The 18,341-nt window shown below is 70.1% G+C and carries 16 protein-coding genes; 15 read left to right on the top strand and 1 reads right to left on the bottom strand.

All coding sequences use genetic code 11. The features are described 5' to 3' along the window. Nucleotides 1–97: 97 nt before the first annotated feature. From ACWTPI_RS19440 to ACWTPI_RS19430, 3 genes are all read left to right on the top strand, one after another. Nucleotides 98–1,102: an aldo/keto reductase gene (locus tag ACWTPI_RS19440; RefSeq protein ID WP_454732375.1), complete on the top strand. Its 1,005-nt coding sequence runs from the start codon at nucleotides 98–100 to the stop codon at nucleotides 1,100–1,102. A gap of 70 nt (nucleotides 1,103–1,172) precedes the next feature. Next, on the top strand, nucleotides 1,173–2,153 hold the full coding sequence (locus tag ACWTPI_RS19435) for a delta(1)-pyrroline-2-carboxylate reductase family protein (RefSeq protein ID WP_454732374.1): 981 nt from the start codon (nucleotides 1,173–1,175) through the stop codon (nucleotides 2,151–2,153). Between the two features lie 277 nt (nucleotides 2,154–2,430). After that, nucleotides 2,431–3,159, top strand: coding sequence for an OmpW/AlkL family protein (locus ACWTPI_RS19430; protein WP_020200482.1), 729 nt, complete (start codon nucleotides 2,431–2,433; stop codon nucleotides 3,157–3,159). Nucleotides 3,160–3,244: 85 nt separating this feature from the next. On the opposite strand, the gene ACWTPI_RS19425 is transcribed toward ACWTPI_RS19430, so the two are convergent. Beyond that, nucleotides 3,245–3,439 carry a heavy-metal-associated domain-containing protein gene (locus ACWTPI_RS19425; RefSeq protein ID WP_020200481.1) on the bottom strand — a complete coding sequence of 65 codons (195 nt, stop codon included), beginning with the start codon at nucleotides 3,437–3,439 and terminating at the stop codon, nucleotides 3,245–3,247. Between the two features lie 262 nt (nucleotides 3,440–3,701). Between ACWTPI_RS19425 and ACWTPI_RS19420 the strand changes: the two genes are divergently transcribed. The 12 genes from ACWTPI_RS19420 to ACWTPI_RS19365 all read left to right on the top strand — a co-directional run bounded on the left by ACWTPI_RS19420 (nucleotide 3,702) and on the right by ACWTPI_RS19365 (nucleotide 18,150). Further along, a complete protein-coding gene (locus ACWTPI_RS19420) occupies nucleotides 3,702–6,149 on the top strand; it encodes a heavy metal translocating P-type ATPase (RefSeq protein WP_454732373.1) in 2,448 nt (815 codons plus the stop codon). Continuing rightward, the gene (gene cueR, locus ACWTPI_RS19415) at nucleotides 6,146–6,664 is read left to right on the top strand and encodes a Cu(I)-responsive transcriptional regulator (protein ID WP_454732372.1); all 519 of its coding nucleotides are present in this window, start codon (nucleotides 6,146–6,148) and stop codon (nucleotides 6,662–6,664) included. Before ACWTPI_RS19420 ends, cueR begins: the two co-directional genes overlap by 4 nt. Nucleotides 6,665–6,729: 65 nt before the next feature. Next, nucleotides 6,730–7,707 (top strand): alpha/beta hydrolase, encoded by a 978-nt coding sequence (locus tag ACWTPI_RS19410; protein ID WP_454732371.1) that lies wholly within the window; start codon nucleotides 6,730–6,732, stop codon nucleotides 7,705–7,707. Between the two features lie 117 nt (nucleotides 7,708–7,824). Continuing rightward, complete coding sequence (locus tag ACWTPI_RS19405; protein WP_454732370.1) at nucleotides 7,825–9,537, top strand: GMC family oxidoreductase; 1,713 nt, start codon at nucleotides 7,825–7,827, stop codon at nucleotides 9,535–9,537. Nucleotides 9,538–9,918: 381 nt separating this feature from the next. Further along, complete coding sequence (locus ACWTPI_RS19400; protein ID WP_020200476.1) at nucleotides 9,919–10,695, top strand: ABC transporter ATP-binding protein; 777 nt, start codon at nucleotides 9,919–9,921, stop codon at nucleotides 10,693–10,695. Between the two features lie 9 nt (nucleotides 10,696–10,704). Next, complete coding sequence (locus ACWTPI_RS19395; RefSeq protein WP_020200475.1) at nucleotides 10,705–11,442, top strand: ABC transporter ATP-binding protein; 738 nt, start codon at nucleotides 10,705–10,707, stop codon at nucleotides 11,440–11,442. A gap of 91 nt (nucleotides 11,443–11,533) precedes the next feature. Beyond that, nucleotides 11,534–12,742 carry an ABC transporter substrate-binding protein gene (locus ACWTPI_RS19390; RefSeq protein ID WP_020200474.1) on the top strand — a complete coding sequence of 403 codons (1,209 nt, stop codon included), beginning with the start codon at nucleotides 11,534–11,536 and terminating at the stop codon, nucleotides 12,740–12,742. Between the two features lie 132 nt (nucleotides 12,743–12,874). Beyond that, a complete protein-coding gene (locus ACWTPI_RS19385; RefSeq protein ID WP_020200473.1) occupies nucleotides 12,875–13,759 on the top strand; it encodes a branched-chain amino acid ABC transporter permease in 885 nt (294 codons plus the stop codon). Continuing rightward, nucleotides 13,759–14,793 (top strand): branched-chain amino acid ABC transporter permease, encoded by a 1,035-nt coding sequence (locus tag ACWTPI_RS19380; RefSeq protein WP_059410927.1) that lies wholly within the window; start codon nucleotides 13,759–13,761, stop codon nucleotides 14,791–14,793. Before ACWTPI_RS19385 ends, ACWTPI_RS19380 begins: the two co-directional genes overlap by 1 nt. Nucleotides 14,794–15,189: 396 nt before the next feature. Further along, complete coding sequence (locus tag ACWTPI_RS19375) at nucleotides 15,190–15,735, top strand: hypothetical protein (protein ID WP_454732369.1); 546 nt, start codon at nucleotides 15,190–15,192, stop codon at nucleotides 15,733–15,735. A gap of 111 nt (nucleotides 15,736–15,846) precedes the next feature. Then, nucleotides 15,847–16,605, top strand: coding sequence for a sulfite exporter TauE/SafE family protein (locus ACWTPI_RS19370; RefSeq protein ID WP_020200470.1), 759 nt, complete (start codon nucleotides 15,847–15,849; stop codon nucleotides 16,603–16,605). A 393-nt stretch (nucleotides 16,606–16,998) separates the two neighbouring features. Then, nucleotides 16,999–18,150 carry an ABC transporter substrate-binding protein gene (locus tag ACWTPI_RS19365; RefSeq protein WP_020200469.1) on the top strand — a complete coding sequence of 384 codons (1,152 nt, stop codon included), beginning with the start codon at nucleotides 16,999–17,001 and terminating at the stop codon, nucleotides 18,148–18,150. Nucleotides 18,151–18,341: the final 191 nt, after the last annotated feature.

Here is an 18,341-nt window from a genome sequence, read left to right as displayed (position 1 = left end):
CTGCCAGGGTTGCGCGCCCCCGCTGCCGTGCGGGCGCGCCATGCGCGGGCGGGCCGCCGCCCGCCGGTGTTCCGCCAACGTCTTTCCAGGAGTGGGCATGACCGCATTACGCAAGCTGGGCCGCCACGGCCCCGAAGTCTTTCCGCTCGGCCTCGGCTGCATGGGCATGAGCGAGTTCTACGGCGCGCACGACGACGCCGAATCGATCCGCACCATCCACCATGCGCTGGCGCGCGGGATCAACCTGATCGACACCGCCGACATCTACGGCCCGCACACCAACGAGCGCCTGGTCGGCCGCGCCATCGCCGACCGCCGCGACGGCGTGGTGCTGGCCACCAAGTTCGGCATCGTGCGCGATCCGGCCAACCCGGTGGCGCGCGGCGTCGACGGCCGCCCCGAGTACGTGCGCGCCGCCTGCGACGCCAGCCTGAAGCGGCTCGGCCTGGACCACATCGACCTGTACTACCAGCACCGCGTGGACCCGCAGGTGCCGATCGAGGAAACCGTGGGCGCGATGGCGGAGCTGGTGCGCGCGGGCAAGGTGCGCTGGCTGGGCCTGTCGGAGGCCGGCGCCGGCACGCTTGAGCGCGCGCACGCGGTGCACCCGATCGCCGCGCTGCAGAGCGAGTATTCGCTGTGGACGCGCGACGTGGAGGCGGGCGGCGCGCAGGGCATCCTGGCCACCTGCCGGCGGCTCGGCGTGGCCTTCGTGCCGTACAGCCCGCTCGGGCGCGGCTTTCTCACCGGCGCGATCCGCAGCCCGGACGATTTCGCCGCCGACGACTACCGCCGCACCAGCCCGCGCTTCGTCGGCGAGAACTTCGCGCGCAACCTGGCGCTGGCCGACAAGGTCAGGGACATCGCGCGCGGCAAGGGCTGCACGCCGGCGCAACTGGCGCTGGCCTGGGTGCTGGCGCGCGGCGAGGACGTGGTGCCGATTCCCGGCACGCGGCGCGTGGCCAACCTCGACGACAACCTCGGCGCGCTGGACGTGACGCTGGACGCGGCCGACCTGGCGGCGATCGACGCCGTGTTCCCGCCCGACGCAGCGGCGGGTACGCGCTATCCGGAACAGGTCATGCCGCTGCTGGCGCGCTGAACGGGCGAGCGGGGAAGGGCGGCAATCGCGGATAATCCCGCATCGCAAACCGCTTCCGGAGCCACCCGCCGTGTCCCTCGCCCCGCTCGACGCCGACCAGACCGCCGCCCGCCTGCCGTACCCGGAACTGGCGCGCGCCATCGCCGACATGCTGGCCGAGCTGCGCGCCGGCACCGCCACGGCGCCGCCGCGCATCGCCCTGCCGGTGGGCGACGCCGGGGGCGGCGCGGGCACGCTGCTGGTGATGCCGGCCTGCAACCGCGAGCTGGTGATGACCAAGAACATCACCGTGCACCCGGACAACCCGCGCCGCGGCCTGCCCAGCATCCTCGGCGAAGTGGTGGTGGCCGACGCCCACACCGGCCGGCGGCTGGCGCTGCTGGACGGGCCCACCGTGACCGGGCGGCGCACCGCGGCGGTCTCGCTGCTGGCCGCGCAGCGGTTCGCGCCGCGCCCGGACGGCGAGCTGCTGATCGTCGGTGCCGGGGTGCAGGCGCTGACCCATCTCGAAGCCTTCATCGCCGGGCTGGCGCCGCGCCGCGTGTGGCTGCACTCGCGCACCGCCGCCAAGGCCGGGGCGCTGGCCGCGCACGCACGCGCGCTCGGCACCGAGGCGCAGGCGGTGGACGACGTGCGCGCGGTGCTGCCGCGGGTGTCGATGGTGGTCACGGTGACTTCCAGCCTGGCGCCGGTGCTGCCCGACCTCGACAGCGGCCTGTGGCGCGACGACCACTTCATCGCCGCGGTGGGCGCCTTCCGCCCCGAGATGTGCGAGCTGCCGCCGGCGCTGTGCCGGGCCGCGTCGGCCAGCGGCCGGCTGCTGGCTGACACCCTGTTCGGCATCGAGGACGAGGCCGGCGACCTGTTGCAGGCCGGCATCGACTGGGCCACCGTGCAGCCGTTCGAGCAGGCCATCCTCGCGGCCGACGCGCTGCACGCGCGCGGCGGCAGCCCGCTGGTGTTCAAGAGCGTGGGCTACGCCTTGTGGGACCTGGCGGCCTGCGTGCTGGCCAGCGCCGCGCTTGCGCCGGGCGCGGCGGGTGCCGCCTGAGGCATCCCGAAGCGGCGCCCGCCGCCGCCGCGCCCGCCTGAATTCCCTTGTCCCCAGTAGGCCTTTACCGCGGAGTAGGTTTTGCGGCGGGCAGGCGTCGCAAATTCGGTACAGTTTTCGCGCGGTTTTCTGGCGTACTCCCCATTTTCTTAGTGGTTAACCCGCTCTTTAGGGGCCTCGCTCTATGAAAGCGTTGCACGTTTGAAACAGGCGGCACACCCCAGACGGGATAATGCACCCCTCAACTCGAGGAAGAGAGAAACGACAAGGAGCAGGCATGACCCATAAAAAGATCCTGGTGGCCAGCGTTGCCATGCTGATCGCAGGCGCCGCGCAGGCGCAGAGCGCCGGCAGCAACGTCGTCAGCCTGGGCTGGTTCCGGCTGATGCCGAACAGCTCGGCGGACCCGCTCACCGTGGACAGCATCAACGGCTTCCCGGTCGGCGTGCCCAAGGCCGGCACGGGTGCCGAGGTCAAGACGGCGGACACGGTGGGCATCTCGCTGGAGCACTATTTCACCGACAACATCGGCGTCGAGTTCGTGGTCGGCCTCCCGCCCAAGCATGACGTCGCGGGCGAGGGCGCCTTCGCCAAGTACGGCATGCTGGGCAACGTGAAGCAGTGGAGCCCGGCGATGCTGGTGAAGTACCACTTCCTGGAAGCCAAGTCCCGGTTCCGCCCGTATGTCGGCATCGGCGTGAACTACACGTGGTTTACCGACGAAACCATCAGCAACCAGACCTTCGTGAAATCCGAGTTCGGCCCGGGCGCGACCATGACGGCCAGCGCCAAGAGCTCGTGGAATCCGGTGTTCAACGTCGGCGCCAACTACGCCGTGACCGACAACTGGTTCGTCGGCCTCTCGGTGTCCTACCTGCCGCTGTCGACCACCGCCAGCTTCACGGCGCGCAACGCCGGCGCGGGCGCCAACCAGACCGTGCAGTCGCATACCAAGATCAAGATCGACCCGGTGGTGACGTTCCTGAGCGTGGGCTACCGCTTCTGAGCGCACGCCGCGCCACGCAAAAGGGCTTCCGTTTCCGGAAGCCCTTTTTTCTTCGCGGGGCGGGCAGAGGCGCGCGGTGCGCGCTTCAGCCCTTGACCGGATAACCGGCTTCCTCGATGGCCGCGCGCAGCGCCTCGGCGCTGGCCGTGGCTTCCACGGTCACGGCCTGCGCGGGGATGTCGGCCGAGACCTTGGCGGCCGGGTCGACGGCCTGCACGGCGCGGGTGATGGCGCCCACGCAGTGGCCGCACGACATGCCTTCAACCTGGAACTGGATCATCTGGGTTCTCCTGTTGGAACGGAAATGGGCGTAAACAAAAGCGCAATCGCCGGAGCGTACCAACCGCTGCGCGCGGCGGCCGGCCCTGCGATACGGTGTGAAGTGTGCACCTTCCCACTGTGGGAAGCGCAAGCGCTTTTCCGGCGAAACGCCGGGTGCGGCAAAGTGACCTGGGCATGGCTTGATTCCGGCCTTGACCTTCCCAAAATGGTAAGGTCCATGATGCGCTTGTCGTCACCGTGGAATCCTCTCCCTTCAAGCCATGTCCGCTTCATCCCAGACTCTTCCCCTGTCCGGCGCGCCGGATGCCGAATGGCGCCTGCCCATCGGCGGCATGACCTGCGCCTCGTGCGTGCGGCGCGTCGAGAACGCGCTGGCCAAGGTGCCCGGCGTGCGCCAGGTCGCCGTGAATCTCGCCACCGAGGAAGCCACGCTGCAGGCCGACAGCGCCGCCGTGCTGCCGGCTGCTGCGGCGGCGGTGAAGGCCGCCGGCTACGAAGTGCCGTACCAGGCCGTCGAGCTGTCGATCAGCGACATGACCTGCGCGTCCTGCGTGGCGCGCGTGGAGCGCGCGCTCAAGGCCGTGCCGGGCGTGGTCGACGCCCAGGTCAACCTGGCGACCGAGCGCGCGGCCGTGACCGTGCCGCGCGGCGCGGTGGACGCCGCCGCGCTGGTCGCCGCGGTGGCGCGCGCCGGTTATGGCGCGGTGCCGGTGAGCGAGGAGCAGCCGGCGGGCGCGGCGCCGCGCGAGAGCTTCTGGTCCGGGCCGTGGCCGGTGGCGCTCGCGGCCGCGTTGTCGCTGCCGCTGGTGGCGCCGATGGTGGCCGGGTGGTTCGGCGTGCACTGGATGCTGCCGGCGTGGGTGCAGTGGCTGCTGGCCACGCCGGTGCAGTTCGTGTTCGGCTGGCGCTTCTACAAGGCGGGCTGGAAGGCCGCGCGCGCCGGCGCCGGCAACATGGACCTGCTGGTCGCGCTCGGCACCTCGGCGGCCTACGGCCTGTCGCTGTGGCTGATGTGGCGCGGCGCGGACGGCATGCCGCACCTGTATTTCGAGAGCGCGGCGGTGGTCATCACGCTGGTGCGCCTGGGCAAGTGGATGGAGACGCGCGCCAAGCGCCAGACCGCGGAGGCGATCCGCGCGCTGGCGGCGCTGCGCCCGGACAGCGCCATCGTGCGCCGCGCCGGCGTGGAGGCCACGGTGCCGCTGGCGTCGGTGCGGGTGGGCGACGAGATCGTGGTGCTGCCGGGCGCGCGCGTGCCGGTGGACGCCGAAGTGACCGAGGGCACCAGCCACGCCGACGAATCGATGCTCACCGGCGAGAGCCTGCCGGTGCCCAAGGCGCCCGGCGACCGCCTCACCGGCGGCGCCATCAACTACGAAGGCCGGCTGGTGGCGCGCACCGTGGCGGTGGGCGCGGAAACGGTGCTGGCGCGCATCATCCGCATGGTGGAGCACGCGCAGGCGGTCAAGGCGCCGATCCAGCGCATGGTCGACAGCGTCAGCGCGGTGTTCGTGCCGGTGGTGCTGGGCATCGCGCTGCTCACGCTGCTGGGCTGGGGCGTGCTCGGCGGCGACTGGGAAGCGGCGCTGCTCAACGCGGTGGCGGTGCTGGTGATCGCCTGCCCGTGCGCGCTGGGGCTGGCCACGCCGACCGCCATCATGGCCGGCACCGGCGCCGGCGCGCGCGCCGGCATCCTGATCAAGGACGCCGAGGCGCTCGAAGTGGCGCACCGCGTCAAGGTGGTGGCCTTCGACAAGACCGGCACGCTCACGGTCGGCAAGCCGGAAGTGGTGGCGCTGGCGGTGCCGGAGGGCGCGGGCGAAGGCGAGGCACTGCGCGTGCTGGCGCTGCTGGCCGCGCTGCAGGCCGGTAGCGAGCATCCGCTCGCGCACGCGGTGCTGGCCGCGGCACGCGCGCGCGGCGTGACGGCGCCCGCCGCCGCCGAGGTGCGCGCGCTGCCGGGCGTGGGCCTGGCCGGCACGGTCGGGGGCATGGCGCTGCAGCTCGGCAGCGAGCGGCTGCGCGCCTCGCTGGGCGCGGCGGCGGGTACGCTGCAGGCGCGCGGGCAGGCGCTGCAGGACGAAGGGCGCACGGTGTCGTGGCTGATCGATGTCGGCGTGGCCGGCGCGCCGCGCGTGCTGGGGCTGGTGGCCTTCGGCGACGCCATCAAGCCCGGCGCGCGCCGCGCCATCGAGCGGCTGCGCGCGGCCGGCGTGCGCACCGTGATGCTGTCGGGCGACAACCGCGGCGCCGCCGCGCGTGTGGCCGAGGCGCTCGGCATCGACGAAGTGCAGGCCGAGGTGCTGCCCGCCGACAAGGCCGAGCGCGTGCTGGCGCTCAAGGCCGGCGGCGCGGTGGTGGCGATGGTCGGCGACGGCATCAACGACGCGCCGGCGCTGGCCGCGGCCGACGTGGGCATCGCCATGTCGACCGGCACCGACGTGGCCATGCATGCCGCCGGCATCACGCTGATGCGCGGCGACCCGGCGCTGGTGGCCGACGCGCTGGGCATCTCGCACCGCACCGTGCGCAAGATCCGCGAGAACCTGTTCTGGGCCTTCTTCTACAATGTGATCGGCATCCCGCTGGCGGCGGCCGGCCTGCTCAACCCGGTGGTGGCGGGCGCGGCGATGGCGTTCTCCAGCGTGAGCGTGGTCGGCAACGCGCTGCTGCTGCGGCGCTGGAAACCGGCGGGAGAACAAGCATGAATATCGGCGATGCGGCACAGGCCTCGGGCGTGTCCGCCAAGATGATCCGGCACTACGAAGCGATCGGCCTGGTGGCGCCGCCGCCGCGCAGCGAGGGCGGCTACCGCCGCTACGACGAGCGCGCGGTGCACACCTTGCGCTTCGTGCGGCGGGCCCGTAATCTCGGGTTTTCGCTGGACGAGATCCGCGGCCTGCTGTCGCTGTGGCACGACCGCGCGCGCGCCAGCGCCGACGTCAAGGCGCTGACCCTGCGCCACGTGGCGGACCTGGAGCAGCGCATCGCCGAGCTGGCCGCCATGCGCGACACGCTGCGCCAACTGGCCGAGGCGTGCAGCGGCGACCACCGGCCGGATTGCCCGATCCTGGCCGACATGGCGCGGCTCGGCGACGGCGAAGTCGACGGAAAAGCGGGCAGAGAAGCAGACAGAGAAGCGGACAGAGACGCGGATGGCGATGGCGGCGGCGATGGCGACATGGCGCTGCCGCCCTGCCACCGCCACGGCGCGGCGGCCTAGCCGCGCCCCGGCACAGGCGCGCCGGCGGGCGCAACGCGAGCGGAACGGACATGGAGACCAACCGGATGGACCAACCGAGTACCGCTGTCCCTGCTGTTCCCGCCGAGCCCGGCGGCGCGCCGCGGCCCGCGCCGGGCGCGGGTGGGTACGCCGGCCCGAATGAGGACCAGGGCGCGCCCGCGCGGCCGCTGGTGCCCGCCGAGAGCCGCCAGCGCATGCGCGACGGCACCGAGCTGCTGCTGCGCACCTGGCAGCCCGATCCCGCCCTGTTCCCCGAAGCCACCGGCTCGCTGCTGCTGGTGCACGGCCTGGCCGAGCACTGCGGGCGCTACCAGCACGTGGCCGAATTGCTGTGCGGCCTGGGCCTGCGCGTGCGCGCCTACGACCAGCGCGGCCACGGCGCCAGCGGCGGCGCGCGCATGGTGGCGCCGCATCCCGACATCTACGTCGAAGACCTTGCCGAGATCCATGACGCCGCCGTGGGCCAATGGCAGGAACTGCCGTTCCTGCTGGGCCACAGCATGGGCGGGCTGGTGGCGGCGCGCTTCGCCACCGCGCGCGTGCGGCCGGTGCGCGCGCTGGTGCTGTCGTCGCCGGCGCTGGCGCTGCGCCTGTCCGGCGCGATGCTGATGCTGCACCGCGCGCTGCTGACGCTGGCGCCGAACCTGCGCGTGCCCAATCCGATCGAGGCGCGCTACCTGTCGCACGACGCGGCGGTGGTGGCGCAGTACCGCGCCGACCCGCTGGTGCAGGGCACCATCAGCGCCGGCGTGCTGGAGACCTTCGTGCGCGGCATGGCGCAGGCGCAGGCCGACGCGCCGCTGCTCGAAGCCCCCGCGCTGCTGCTGGTGGCCGGCGCCGACCGCATCGTCGACGCGGCCGGCAGCCGCCGCTTCTTCGACGCCGCGCCGCCGGACCTGCGCGAGATGCGCTGGTTCGACGGCGGCTACCATGAGATCTTCAACGAAGCGCAGCCGCTGCGCGGCGAGGTGTTCGCCGCGCTGGCCGGCTGGCTGCGCCAGCACCTGCAACCGCAGGCATGACCGCGGGCGCGTGAACCATCGCGCGCCACGACGGCCCAAGACCGGCAGGCCGCGCCCCGGCGCAGGCCCATCTTCAACCATTGCAACCGCGGCGCAAGGCCAGACAAAGACAAAAGCATGGAGACTTACGACTACATCATCGTCGGCGCGGGATCGGCCGGCTGCGTGCTGGCCAACCGCCTGACCCAGGACCCCGACGTGAGCGTGCTGCTGCTCGAGGCGGGCGGGCGCGACGACTATCACTGGATTCACATCCCGGTGGGCTACCTGTACTGCATCGGCAACCCGCGCACCGACTGGATGTACCGCACCACCGCGCAGGCCGGGCTCAACGGCCGCGCGCTCGGTTATCCGCGCGGGCGCGTGCTGGGCGGCTCGTCGTCGATCAACGGCATGATCTACATGCGCGGCCAGCGCGAGGACTACGACGACTGGGCGCGCCTGACCGGCGACGACGGCTGGCGCTGGGACAACGTGCTGCCGCTGTTCACGCGCAGCGAGGACCATCACCGCGGCGCCAGCGCGTTCCACGGCGCCGGCGGCGAATGGCGCGTGGAGGGCCAGCGGCTGCGCTGGGACATCCTGGAGCGCTTCATCGACGCGGCCGGGCAGGCCGGCATCCCGCGCACCGACGACTTCAACTGCGGCGACAACTTCGGCGTGGGCTACTTCGAGGTCAACCAGCGCCGCGGTATCCGCTGGAACACCGCCAAGGCCTTCCTGCGGCGCGCGGCCGAGCGGCCCAACCTGACCATCATCACCGGCGCGCAGGTCAGCGCGCTGAACTTCGACGCCCGCCGCTGCAGCGGCGTGGCCTATCTGGGCGGCGGCGCCGCGCATGCGGCCGCGGCGCGCGAGGAAGTCATCCTCGCGGCCGGCGCGGTCAATTCGCCGCAGTTGCTGGAGCTGTCCGGCATCGGCCAGCCCGAGCGCCTGGGCGCGCTCGGCATCGCGGTGCGCCATGCGCTGCCGGGCGTGGGCGAGAACCTGCAGGACCACCTGCAGCTGCGCACCGTGGTCAAGGTGGAGGGCGTGCGCACGCTCAACACGCGCGCGGCAAGCTGGTGGGGCAAGCTCGGCATCGGCCTGCAGTACGCGATCAACCAGAGCGGGCCGATGAGCATGGCGCCGTCGCAGCTGGGCGCGTTCGCGCGCTCGGACGCCACGCAGGCGCGCGCCAACCTGGAGTACCACGTGCAGCCGCTGTCGCTCGACAAGTTCGGCGATCCGCTGCACCGCTTCAACGCGTTCACCGCGAGCGTGTGCAATCTGCGCCCGACCTCGCGCGGCAGCGTGCACATCGGCGACGCCGATTTCCGCAAGGCGCCGCTGATCGAGCCCAACTACCTCGCCACCGAAGAGGACCGCAAGGTGGCCGCGGACTCGCTGCGGCTGACGCGGCGCATCGTGGCCGCGCCGGCGCTGGCGCCGTACAAGCCGCAGGAATGGCTGCCGGGCCCGGCCTTCGAGACCGACGCGCAGCTGGCGCAGGCCGCCGGCGAGATCGGCACCACCATCTTCCACCCGGTCGGCACCTGCCGCATGGGGCGCGCGGACGATCCGGACGCGGTGGTGGATCAGCGCCTGCGCGTGATCGGCGTCGACGGGCTGCGCGTGGTGGATGCGTCGGTGATGCCGCTGATCACGTCGGGCAACACCAACTCGCCGACCATCATGATCGCCGAGCGCGCCAGCGACATGATCCGCGAGGACCGTCGCCGGCGCATCGGCGGCACGGCGGTGGCGGGCGCGGCGGCGGCCGGCGCCGTTGCCGCGGCCGGCGTGCCCGACGCGCTCCATGCGAAGGGCGGCGCGGCGGCACGGACCTGAGCACCGGACCTGATTGCCGGACCTGACATCTGGTTCATGTTTCATGATCAGTGCAAACCCGGATGTTTTGCGACGCAGCAGACGCACACAATAGACGCCCAGATGCCGTGCAGCAGCGCTCACATTGGCGCGCCCTACCCAGGGCGCGTCGCGCGTTGAAGGCCCGGCGCGTGGCGCGGGTGCATGACCGCATCGGCGGCAACGAAAAAAGACAAGCGGCGCATAAGCGGCAGACAAGCCGCGGCAAGCCGCGACAGCCACGGGGAGCGCGACTGGATTGGCGTGACTCGTGCGGTGGTGGCGCAAACAGCGCCACGGTTCTGACCATTTGGCGGTGCCGACCAGAAGCCGGCGCCGCGACAAGAGGGCGGGCAGGAGACCATGAGCGAGCAAGACACGATCCTCGAGACGCGGAACCTCACGAAGGAATTCAAGGGGTTCACCGCGGTGAGCGACGTCAACCTGAAGGTGCGGCGCGGCTCCATCCATGCCTTGATCGGCCCCAACGGCGCCGGCAAGACGACATGCTTCAACCTGCTGACGAAGTTCCTCGAGCCGACCACGGGGACCATTCTCTTCAACGGCATCGACATCACGCGCGAAGCGCCCGCGCAGATCGCGCGGCGCGGCGTGATCCGCTCGTTCCAGATCTCGGCGGTGTTCCCGCACCTGACGGTGCTGGAGAACGTGCGCATCGGCCTGCAGCGCCAGCTCGGCACGTCCTACCATTTCTGGCGCAGCGAGCGCACGCTCGACGTGCTCAACGAGCGCAGCATGGACCTGCTCGAGCAGGTCGGCCTGGCCGACGCCGCGCAGATCGTCACCGTCAACCTGCCGTACGGCCGCAAGCGCGCGCTCGAGATCGCCACCACGCTGGCGATGGAGCCGGAGCTGATGCTGCTGGACGAGCCCACGCAGGGCATGGGCCACGAGGACGTGGCGCGCGTCACCGAGCTGATCCGCCAGGTGGCGGCCGGGCGCACCATCCTGATGGTCGAGCACAACATGAACGTGGTGTCGTCGATCGCCGACAAGATCACCGTATTGCAGCGCGGCGCGATTCTCGCCGAGGGGCCCTACGCGGAGGTGTCGAAGGACCCGCGCGTGATGGAAGCCTACATGGGCACCGTCGAGGCCGAGCTGCAGGGCGCGCACTGAGGAATCCGCATGAGCACAACATCGGCGACGCCCGCACTCGAAATCAAGGACCTGCACGCCTGGTACGGCGAATCGCACATTCTGCACGGCGTGGACCTGACCGTGAACCGCGGCGAGGTGGTCACGCTGCTGGGCCGCAACGGCGCCGGGCGCACCACCACGCTGCGCGCCATCATGGGCCTGACCGGCCAGCGCAAGGGCTCGATCCGCGTCAACGGCACCGAGACCATCGGCATGCCCACGCACAAGATCGCGCATTGCGGCATCGGCTACTGCCCGGAGGAGCGCGGCATCTTCGCCAGCCTGTCGTGCGAGGAGAACCTGATGCTGCCGCCGCTGCTCAAGGGCAAGGGCGGCGGCAATGGCGGCGCCGGCATGAGCGAGGCCGAGATCTACGAGATGTTCCCCAACCTCAAGGAGCGCCGCCAGAGCCAGGGCACGCGCCTGTCGGGCGGCGAGCAGCAGATGCTGGCGGTGGGGCGCATCCTGCGCACCGGCGCCAACCTGCTGCTGCTCGACGAGATCTCCGAGGGCCTCGCGCCGGTGATCGTGCAGGCGCTGGCGCGCATGATCCTGATGCTCAAAAAGAAGGGCTACACGGTGGTGATGGTGGAGCAGAACTTCCGCTTCGCCGCGCCGCTGGCCGACCGCTTTTACGTGATGGAGCACGGCACCATCGTCGAGCGTTTCGCCGCGGCGGAACTGCAGGCCAAGATGCCGGTGCTCAACGAGCTGCTCGGGGTCTGATGCGGCGCGCGCCGCGCGCGGGCATCGCGGGCATTTGTTTCAGGGCAGGAACGGGTGGCGACAAGTGCCGCCGAAACTAAGGAGACAGGTAATGAAAATGACTCGGCTGGCGGCTGCTCTGGCGGCCATCGTAACGGGCGTGGCAACGGGCTCGGCCTCGGCACAGGTTTCGGGCGATACGGTCAAGATCGGCTACATCACCGACATGTCGGGCCTGTATGCTGACATCGACGGCCCGGCCGGCCTCGAAGCCATCAAGATGGCGATCGAGGACGCGGGCGGCAAGGCGCTGGGCAAGCCGATCGAGCTGGTCTCGGCCGATCACCAGAACAAGGCCGACATCGCCGCCTCGAAGGCGCGCGAATGGATGGACCAGCAGGGCCTGGACATGCTGCTCGGCGGCACCAACTCCGCCACCGGCCTGGCGATGGCCAAGGTGGCGGCGGAGAAGAAGAAGGTCTACTTCAACATCGGCGCCGGCTCGGCGCGCCTGACCAACGAGGAGTGCTCGCCGTACACGGTGCACTACGCATACGACACGGTGGCGCTGGCCAAGGGCACCGGCAGCGCGGTGGTCAAGCAGGGCGGCAAGTCGTGGTTCTTCCTGACCGCCGACTACGCGTTCGGCCACTCGCTCGAGCAGGACACCGCGGCGGTGGTGAAGGCCAACGGCGGCACCGTGGTGGGCCAGGTGCGCCATCCGCTCAACGCATCCGACTTCTCCTCGTTCCTGCTGCAGGCGCAGTCGTCCAAGGCGCAGATCCTGGGCCTGGCCAATGCCGGCGGCGACACCATCAACGCGATCAAGGCGGCCAAGGAATTCGGCATCACCAAGTCGATGAAGATCGCCGGGCTGCTGATGTTCATCAACGACGTGCACAGCCTGGGGCTGAAGAACACCGAAGGCCTGCTGATGACCGACAGCTGGTACTGGGACATGAACGACGAGACGCGCAAGTTCGCCACGCGCTTCTTCGGCAAGACCAAGAAGATGCCGAGCAGCCTGCAGGCCGCCGACTACTCCGCCATCCGCACCTACCTGAGGGCGGTGGAGACGGCCAAGACGGACGATCCGGACAAGGTCATGGCCGAGCTGAAGAAGGCCAAGATCGACGACTTCTACACCAAGGGCTACATCCGCCAGGACGGCCGCGCCATCCACGACATGTACCTGATGCAGGTGAAGTCGCCGGCGGAGTCGAAGAAGCCGTGGGACTACCTGAAGGTGGCCGCCACCATCCCGGGCGACCAGGCCTTCACCACGGTGGCGGAATCGAAGTGCGCGCTGCTGAAGAAGTGAGCGCCTGAGCTGCGAGTGCTGTCCCCGCCGCGGCGGCCCGGGTTGCGGGCGCCGCGGCTTCGCTTCATCTGACTGCGCCCGCGCGGGAGGCCATCGCGCCTCCCGGCCGGCGCGCGAACGGTAACGCCCGCGATGGACATCTTCGGTATTCCCTTGCCCGCCATGCTGTCCCAGTTGCTGCTGGGGCTGGTCAACGGTGCTTTCTACGCGATGCTGAGCCTTGGCCTGGCGGTGATCTTCGGCCTGCTCAACGTCATCAATTTCGCCCACGGGGCGCTGTTCATGCTGGGCGCGGTGCTGGCCTGGATGGGCATGAACTACTTCGAGCTCAACTACTGGGTGATGCTGGTGCTGTCGCCGCTGGTGGTGGCGCTGCTCGGGGTGGTGATCGAGCGCACCATGCTGCGCTGGATCTACAAGCTCGACCACATCTACGGCCTGCTGCTCACGCTGGGCATCACGCTGGTGATCGAAGGCATCTTCCGCTCGATCTACGGCGTGTCCGGCCTGCCGTACTCGACGCCGGAGCTGCTCTCCGGCGCCACCGACCTCGGCTTCATGATCCTGCCCAACTACCGCGCCTGGGTGGTGGTGGCGTCGCTGGCGGTGTGCTTCGCCACGTGGTTCCTGATCGAGAAGACCAAGCTTGGCGCCTACCTGCGCGCCGGCACCGAGAACCCCAAGCTGGTGGAGGCGTTCGGCGTCAACGTGCCGCTGATGGTGACGCTGACCTACGGCTTCGGCGTGGCGCTGGCGGCGTTCGCGGGCGTGCTGGCCGCGCCGGTGATCCAGATCTCGCCGCTGATGGGGCAGAACCTGATCATCATCGTGTTCGCCGTGGTGGTGATCGGCGGCATGGGCTCGATCATGGGCTCGATCCTCACCGGCCTGGGGCTGGGCGTGATCGAGGGGCTGACCAAGGTGTTCTACCCCGAGGCGTCGTCCACGGTGGTGTTCTTCATCATGGTGATCGTGCTGATGCTGCGCCCGGCCGGGCTGTTCGGGAGGGAGAAGTGATGAGCCAGACATCGGGCGCGGCCGCGGCCGCCGGGCAGACAAGACAGGGGCGGGGCGTGCAGAAGAAACTGTGGCTGGGGTACGGATTGCTGCTGGTGGCGCTGCTGGTGGCGCCGATGGCCGGGGCGTATCCGGTGTTCGTGCTCAAGGTGCTGTGCTTCGCGCTGTTCGCGTGCGCGTTCAACCTGCTGATCGGCTACACCGGGCTGCTGTCGTTCGGGCACGCGGCCTTCTTCGGCGGCGCCGCCTACATGGCCGGCCATGCCATGAAGGTGTGGGGCGTGACGCCGGAAGTGGGGCTGGTGCTGGGCACGCTGACCGGCGCGGTGATCGGCTACGTGGTGGGCTGGATCGCGATCCGCCGCCAGGGCATCTATTTCTCCATGATCACGCTGGCGCTGGCGCAGATGCTGTTCTTCTTCTGCCTGCAGGTGCCCTACACCGGCGGCGAGGACGGCCTGCAGGGCATTCCGCGCGGCAAGCTGTTCGGCGTGCTGCCGCTGGACAGCGACCTGACGCTGTACTACGTGGCGCTGCTGATCATCGTGCTGGCCTTCGCGCTGATCGTGCGCACCGTGCATTCGCCGTTCGGGCAGATCCTCAAGGCGATCAAGGAAAACGAGCCGCGCACCATCTCGCTGGGCTACGGCACCGACCGCTTCAAGCTGATGGTGTTCGTGCTGTCGGCGGCGCTGTCCGGGCTGGCCGGCTCGATCAAGGCGCTGGTGCTGGGCTTCGCCACGCTGACCGACGTGCACTGGTCGATGTCGGGTTCGGTGATCCTGATGACGCTGGTGGGCGGCCTGGGCACGCTGTCGGGCCCGCTGGTGGGCGCCTTCGTGGTGGTGGCGCTGGAGAACAAGCTCGGCGACATCGGCAATTTCCTGGCCTCGGCCACCGGCATCGAGTGGTTCGGCTCGCTGGGCGAGTCGGTGACGATGGTCACCGGCGTGATCTTCGTGATCTGCGTGCTGACCTTCCGGCGCGGCATCATGGGCGAGCTGCTGGCCCGCTTGGGCAGGGCCCGCGAGTGATCACGGGGAGACATGCCCGATTTTGGGGCTAGGGTTTCTTCTAGCTTGTCCAAAACGCACCGCTTCGTTACATTGCATATACGGTTTTCGCAGGTTAGATGGAGGCGGAAGCGAGGAGACGACAGGCGCGCGGTCACTAGGCTGCAGTGTCAATATAAGACGAGGGCGTTGCCGGGTGATCCCTGGCAACGCCTTTTTTCATGTCCGCGCGCACCGCTTTCGTGCCCGCTTTTGGTGCGCCGGAGCGCGCCATGCGGAATCTGCATAAGGACGGCCAGGGCCACATGAGACAATCCGTCTCCACCTTCCGTGCCCGCCATGTCTTCCGATTCTTCCCCTTTGCTGCCTCATGCGTCTCATGCATCTCATGAGCGGCAGGATGCGCCTGTTCCGTCGATGCCCGCCGTATCGCCCCGCGTGCGCCTCGCGGTTGCGGCCGATGCCAGGCGGCTGGACGCCTGGCTCCAGGCCGCGCAGCCGCTGCCGGTGGCCGCCGCGCGCGCGCGGCAGGCGCTGGTGGAGAGCCTGCTGGCGCGGCCCGAGCGCGGCGCCTGCGTAGTGGCCGAGGCTGCGGCCGAAGGCGCGGCCGACACGGTGGCCTCCGATGTGGCCGCGGCGGGCGAGGGCGGGGCGGCGCTGCTGGGCTGCCTGCCGGCCACGCTGGTGCCGCATCTCGGCCTTGGCGGCCTGGCGGCGTTCGCCGCGGAATGGTGGATGCCGCCAGTCGCCGGAGACGATGCACAATCCGCCGCGCGGGATGCGGCGCTGCTGCTGGCCTGCTGCGGCCTGCTGGCCGACTGGTGCCGGGCGCACGGCGTGCGCCACCTGCTGCTCGCGCCCGCGCTGCTGACGGCGCCGCAGGCGGCGGCCGCGGGTTTCGGGCCACATGCCGGCGGCTTGTGGCATCGCGGCCTGGCGCCCGCGCACAAGCATCTTGGCTGAGGCGGCGCCATCGGCGCGCCGTTTTCCGCGGCCGTCGCCATCGTCGCCATCACCGCTTCCGCTTCCGCTTTCGCCTTCCTCCTTCATCCCTTCTCCGTTTCCCGAGCGTTCATGGAATTCGCGTTTCTCGCTGTCGCCGCCTTTCTTGCCGGCCTGATCGATGCTGTCGCCGGCGGCGGCGGGCTGGTGCAGATCCCGGCCCTGTTCTCGGCCTATCCCGGCATGCCGCCGGCCACGCTGATCGGCACCAACAAGATCGCCTCGCTCTCGGGCACCGCCAACGCGGCGGTGCGCTACGGGCGCAGCGTGCGCATCTACTGGGGCGCGACCCTGCCGGCGATGCTGTCGGCGTTCGCCTTCTCGATGGCGGGCGCCTATGCGCTGACGCTGATTCCGGCCGGGCCGCTGCGCAAGTCGCTGCCATTCGTGCTGGTGATCCTGCTGGTCTACACGGTGGCCAAGAAGAACCTGGGCACCGAGCACGCGCCCACGCTCTCGGGCGGCCGGGAGCGCGCGGCGGCGCTGCTGGCCGGCGCGGCGATCGGCTTCTACGACGGCGTGTTCGGTCCCGGCACCGGCAGCTTCCTGATGATCGTGTTCGTGCGCGTGTTCGGCTACGACTTCCTGCACGCCTCGGCCTCGACCAAGGTGGTCAACCTCGCCACCAACCTCGCGGCCCTGCTGCTGCTGGCGGCCAAGGGGCACGTGTGGTGGCAGCTCGGCCTGGTGATGGCGGTGGCCAACGTGGCGGGCAGCCAGGTGGGTAGCCGGCTGGCGCTCAAGCATGGCAGCGGCTTCGTGCGGCGCGTGTTCATCGTGGTGGTGGCGGCGCTGATCGTGAAGACCGCGTGGGATGCGTTCGGGCATTGAGCGCGGCATCTGCGCGGCCGCGCGCGGTGTGTCGCGCGGGCGGCGCTCCGGGTTAATCCTGCTTTGCGCGTCATATCGCTGTTGCTAGACTCGCTACGCATTCCCGACCGTACGGTCGGCGAATCAGCGGCATCAGCGGCAACGTGCCGACGGGGTGGACGCGCAGGACGGGAGATAGGCGGTGCGCGGCGGACGGGTTCGGCGCGCGCCGGGCAGCAGGCAGGCGCCGGCGTTGCGCCTGGACACGGGTCCGCGAGGACGCCGGAACAAGACCAAGACAGGCAGGCACAAGGGCAGGCACGAGATCGGGCCCAAGAAGACCAGACCGGGGCATCCGACCGGCCGCAAGCCGGCGCGGATGCCCTTTTCGTTTGCCGCAACGGAGGAGACACGATGACATTCAAGCGCGCCAGCCTGCTGGCTTTCGCCGCCGCCGCCCTGTGCGCGGGCACCGCCAGCGCACAGGTCAAGGTAGGGGTGACGGTTTCGGCCACGGGCCCCGCGGCTTCGCTGGGCATCCCCGAGAAGAACACCATCTCGCTGCTGCCGAAGGAGATCGCCGGCAAGAAGATCGAGTACATCGTGCTCGACGACGCTTCCGACACCACCACCGCGGTCAAGAACACGCGCAAGCTGATCAGCGAGGACAAGGTCGACGTGGTGATCGGCTCCACCGTCACGCCGAACTCGCTGGCGATGGTCGACGTGGCGGCCGAGAACGAGACGCCGATGATCACGCTGGCCGCCTCGGCGCGCATCATCGAACCGATGGACGCCAAGCGCGCATGGGTCTTCAAGACGCCGCAGAACGACTCGCACATGGCGACCGCCATCGCCGAGCACATGACTGACCACAACGTGAAGACGGTGGCGTTCATTGGCTTCGCGGACGCCTACGGCGACAGTTGGGCGCAGGAGTTCGCCAAGGTCGGCGAGATGCGCAAGATCAAGGTGGTGGCCAACGAGCGCTTCGCGCGCACCGACACCTCGGTCACGGGCCAGGTGCTGAAGATGATGGCCGCCAACCCGGACGCGGTGCTGATCGCCGGCTCGGGCACGCCCGCCGCGCTGCCGGCCAAGGCGCTCAAGGAGCGCGGCTGGAAGGGCAGGATCTACCAGACGCACGGCGTGGCCAACGCGGACTTCCTGCGCGTCTGCGCCAAGGATTGCGAAGGCACCTTCCTGCCGGCCGGCCCGCTGCTGGTGGCCGAGCAACTGCCCGACGGCAACCCGGTGAAGAAGCCCGCGCTGGCCTACAAGACGGCCTACGAGAAAGCCTTCGGCGGACAGGTCTCCACGTTCGGCGGCCATGCCTGGGACGCGGGCCTGCTGCTGCAGCGCGCGATCCCGGAAGCGCTGAAGAAGGGCCAGCCCGGCACCAGGGAATTCCGCAAGGGACTGCGCGACGCGATGGAGCAGACCAGGGAGCTGCCGATCTCGCACGGCATCATGAACATGACGGCGAACGACCATCTCGGCCTCGACCAGCGCGCGCGCGTGATGGTGCTGATCGCCGACGGCAAGTGGAAGCTGCAGACCAAGTAGGCCGGCTTCGGGGCTGAAGCCAGGGCAGGGCGCATGGTCAGCCATGCGCCCTTTTTGTTTGTCTCGCCGCGCTGTCGCGGCGGCTCGTGCCGCGCAAGCTAGGGTTGGTCGGGATTTGCGCTATGCGTAACTTGTTTACTATTTCGTAATCCGTAATGCCAGCCCGCCGGCGCCCCCGCCGGCCGGGCATA

This window comes from Cupriavidus ulmosensis, assembly GCF_977008105.1.
The sequence above is the reverse complement of the archived record's forward strand: the minus strand, read 5'-3'. Positions and strand labels throughout refer to the sequence as shown.

What these genes read in the sequence shown, in the direction of transcription:
- ACWTPI_RS19440 (WP_454732375.1), top strand. Translation starts at nt 98, where the DNA reads ATGACCGCATTACGCAAGCTGGGCCGCCACGGCCCCGAAGTCTTTCCG.
- ACWTPI_RS19430 (WP_020200482.1), top strand. Translation starts at nt 2,431, where the DNA reads ATGACCCATAAAAAGATCCTGGTGGCCAGCGTTGCCATGCTGATCGCA.
- ACWTPI_RS19425 (WP_020200481.1), bottom strand. Translation starts at nt 3,439, where the DNA reads ATGATCCAGTTCCAGGTTGAAGGCATGTCGTGCGGCCACTGCGTGGGC.
- ACWTPI_RS19420 (WP_454732373.1), top strand. Translation starts at nt 3,702, where the DNA reads ATGTCCGCTTCATCCCAGACTCTTCCCCTGTCCGGCGCGCCGGATGCC.
- cueR (WP_454732372.1), top strand. Translation starts at nt 6,146, where the DNA reads ATGAATATCGGCGATGCGGCACAGGCCTCGGGCGTGTCCGCCAAGATG.
- ACWTPI_RS19410 (WP_454732371.1), top strand. Translation starts at nt 6,730, where the DNA reads ATGGACCAACCGAGTACCGCTGTCCCTGCTGTTCCCGCCGAGCCCGGC.
- ACWTPI_RS19405 (WP_454732370.1), top strand. Translation starts at nt 7,825, where the DNA reads ATGGAGACTTACGACTACATCATCGTCGGCGCGGGATCGGCCGGCTGC.
- ACWTPI_RS19400 (WP_020200476.1), top strand. Translation starts at nt 9,919, where the DNA reads ATGAGCGAGCAAGACACGATCCTCGAGACGCGGAACCTCACGAAGGAA.
- ACWTPI_RS19395 (WP_020200475.1), top strand. Translation starts at nt 10,705, where the DNA reads ATGAGCACAACATCGGCGACGCCCGCACTCGAAATCAAGGACCTGCAC.
- ACWTPI_RS19390 (WP_020200474.1), top strand. Translation starts at nt 11,534, where the DNA reads ATGAAAATGACTCGGCTGGCGGCTGCTCTGGCGGCCATCGTAACGGGC.
- ACWTPI_RS19385 (WP_020200473.1), top strand. Translation starts at nt 12,875, where the DNA reads ATGGACATCTTCGGTATTCCCTTGCCCGCCATGCTGTCCCAGTTGCTG.
- ACWTPI_RS19380 (WP_059410927.1), top strand. Translation starts at nt 13,759, where the DNA reads ATGAGCCAGACATCGGGCGCGGCCGCGGCCGCCGGGCAGACAAGACAG.
- ACWTPI_RS19375 (WP_454732369.1), top strand. Translation starts at nt 15,190, where the DNA reads ATGCCCGCCGTATCGCCCCGCGTGCGCCTCGCGGTTGCGGCCGATGCC.
- ACWTPI_RS19370 (WP_020200470.1), top strand. Translation starts at nt 15,847, where the DNA reads ATGGAATTCGCGTTTCTCGCTGTCGCCGCCTTTCTTGCCGGCCTGATC.
- ACWTPI_RS19365 (WP_020200469.1), top strand. Translation starts at nt 16,999, where the DNA reads ATGACATTCAAGCGCGCCAGCCTGCTGGCTTTCGCCGCCGCCGCCCTG.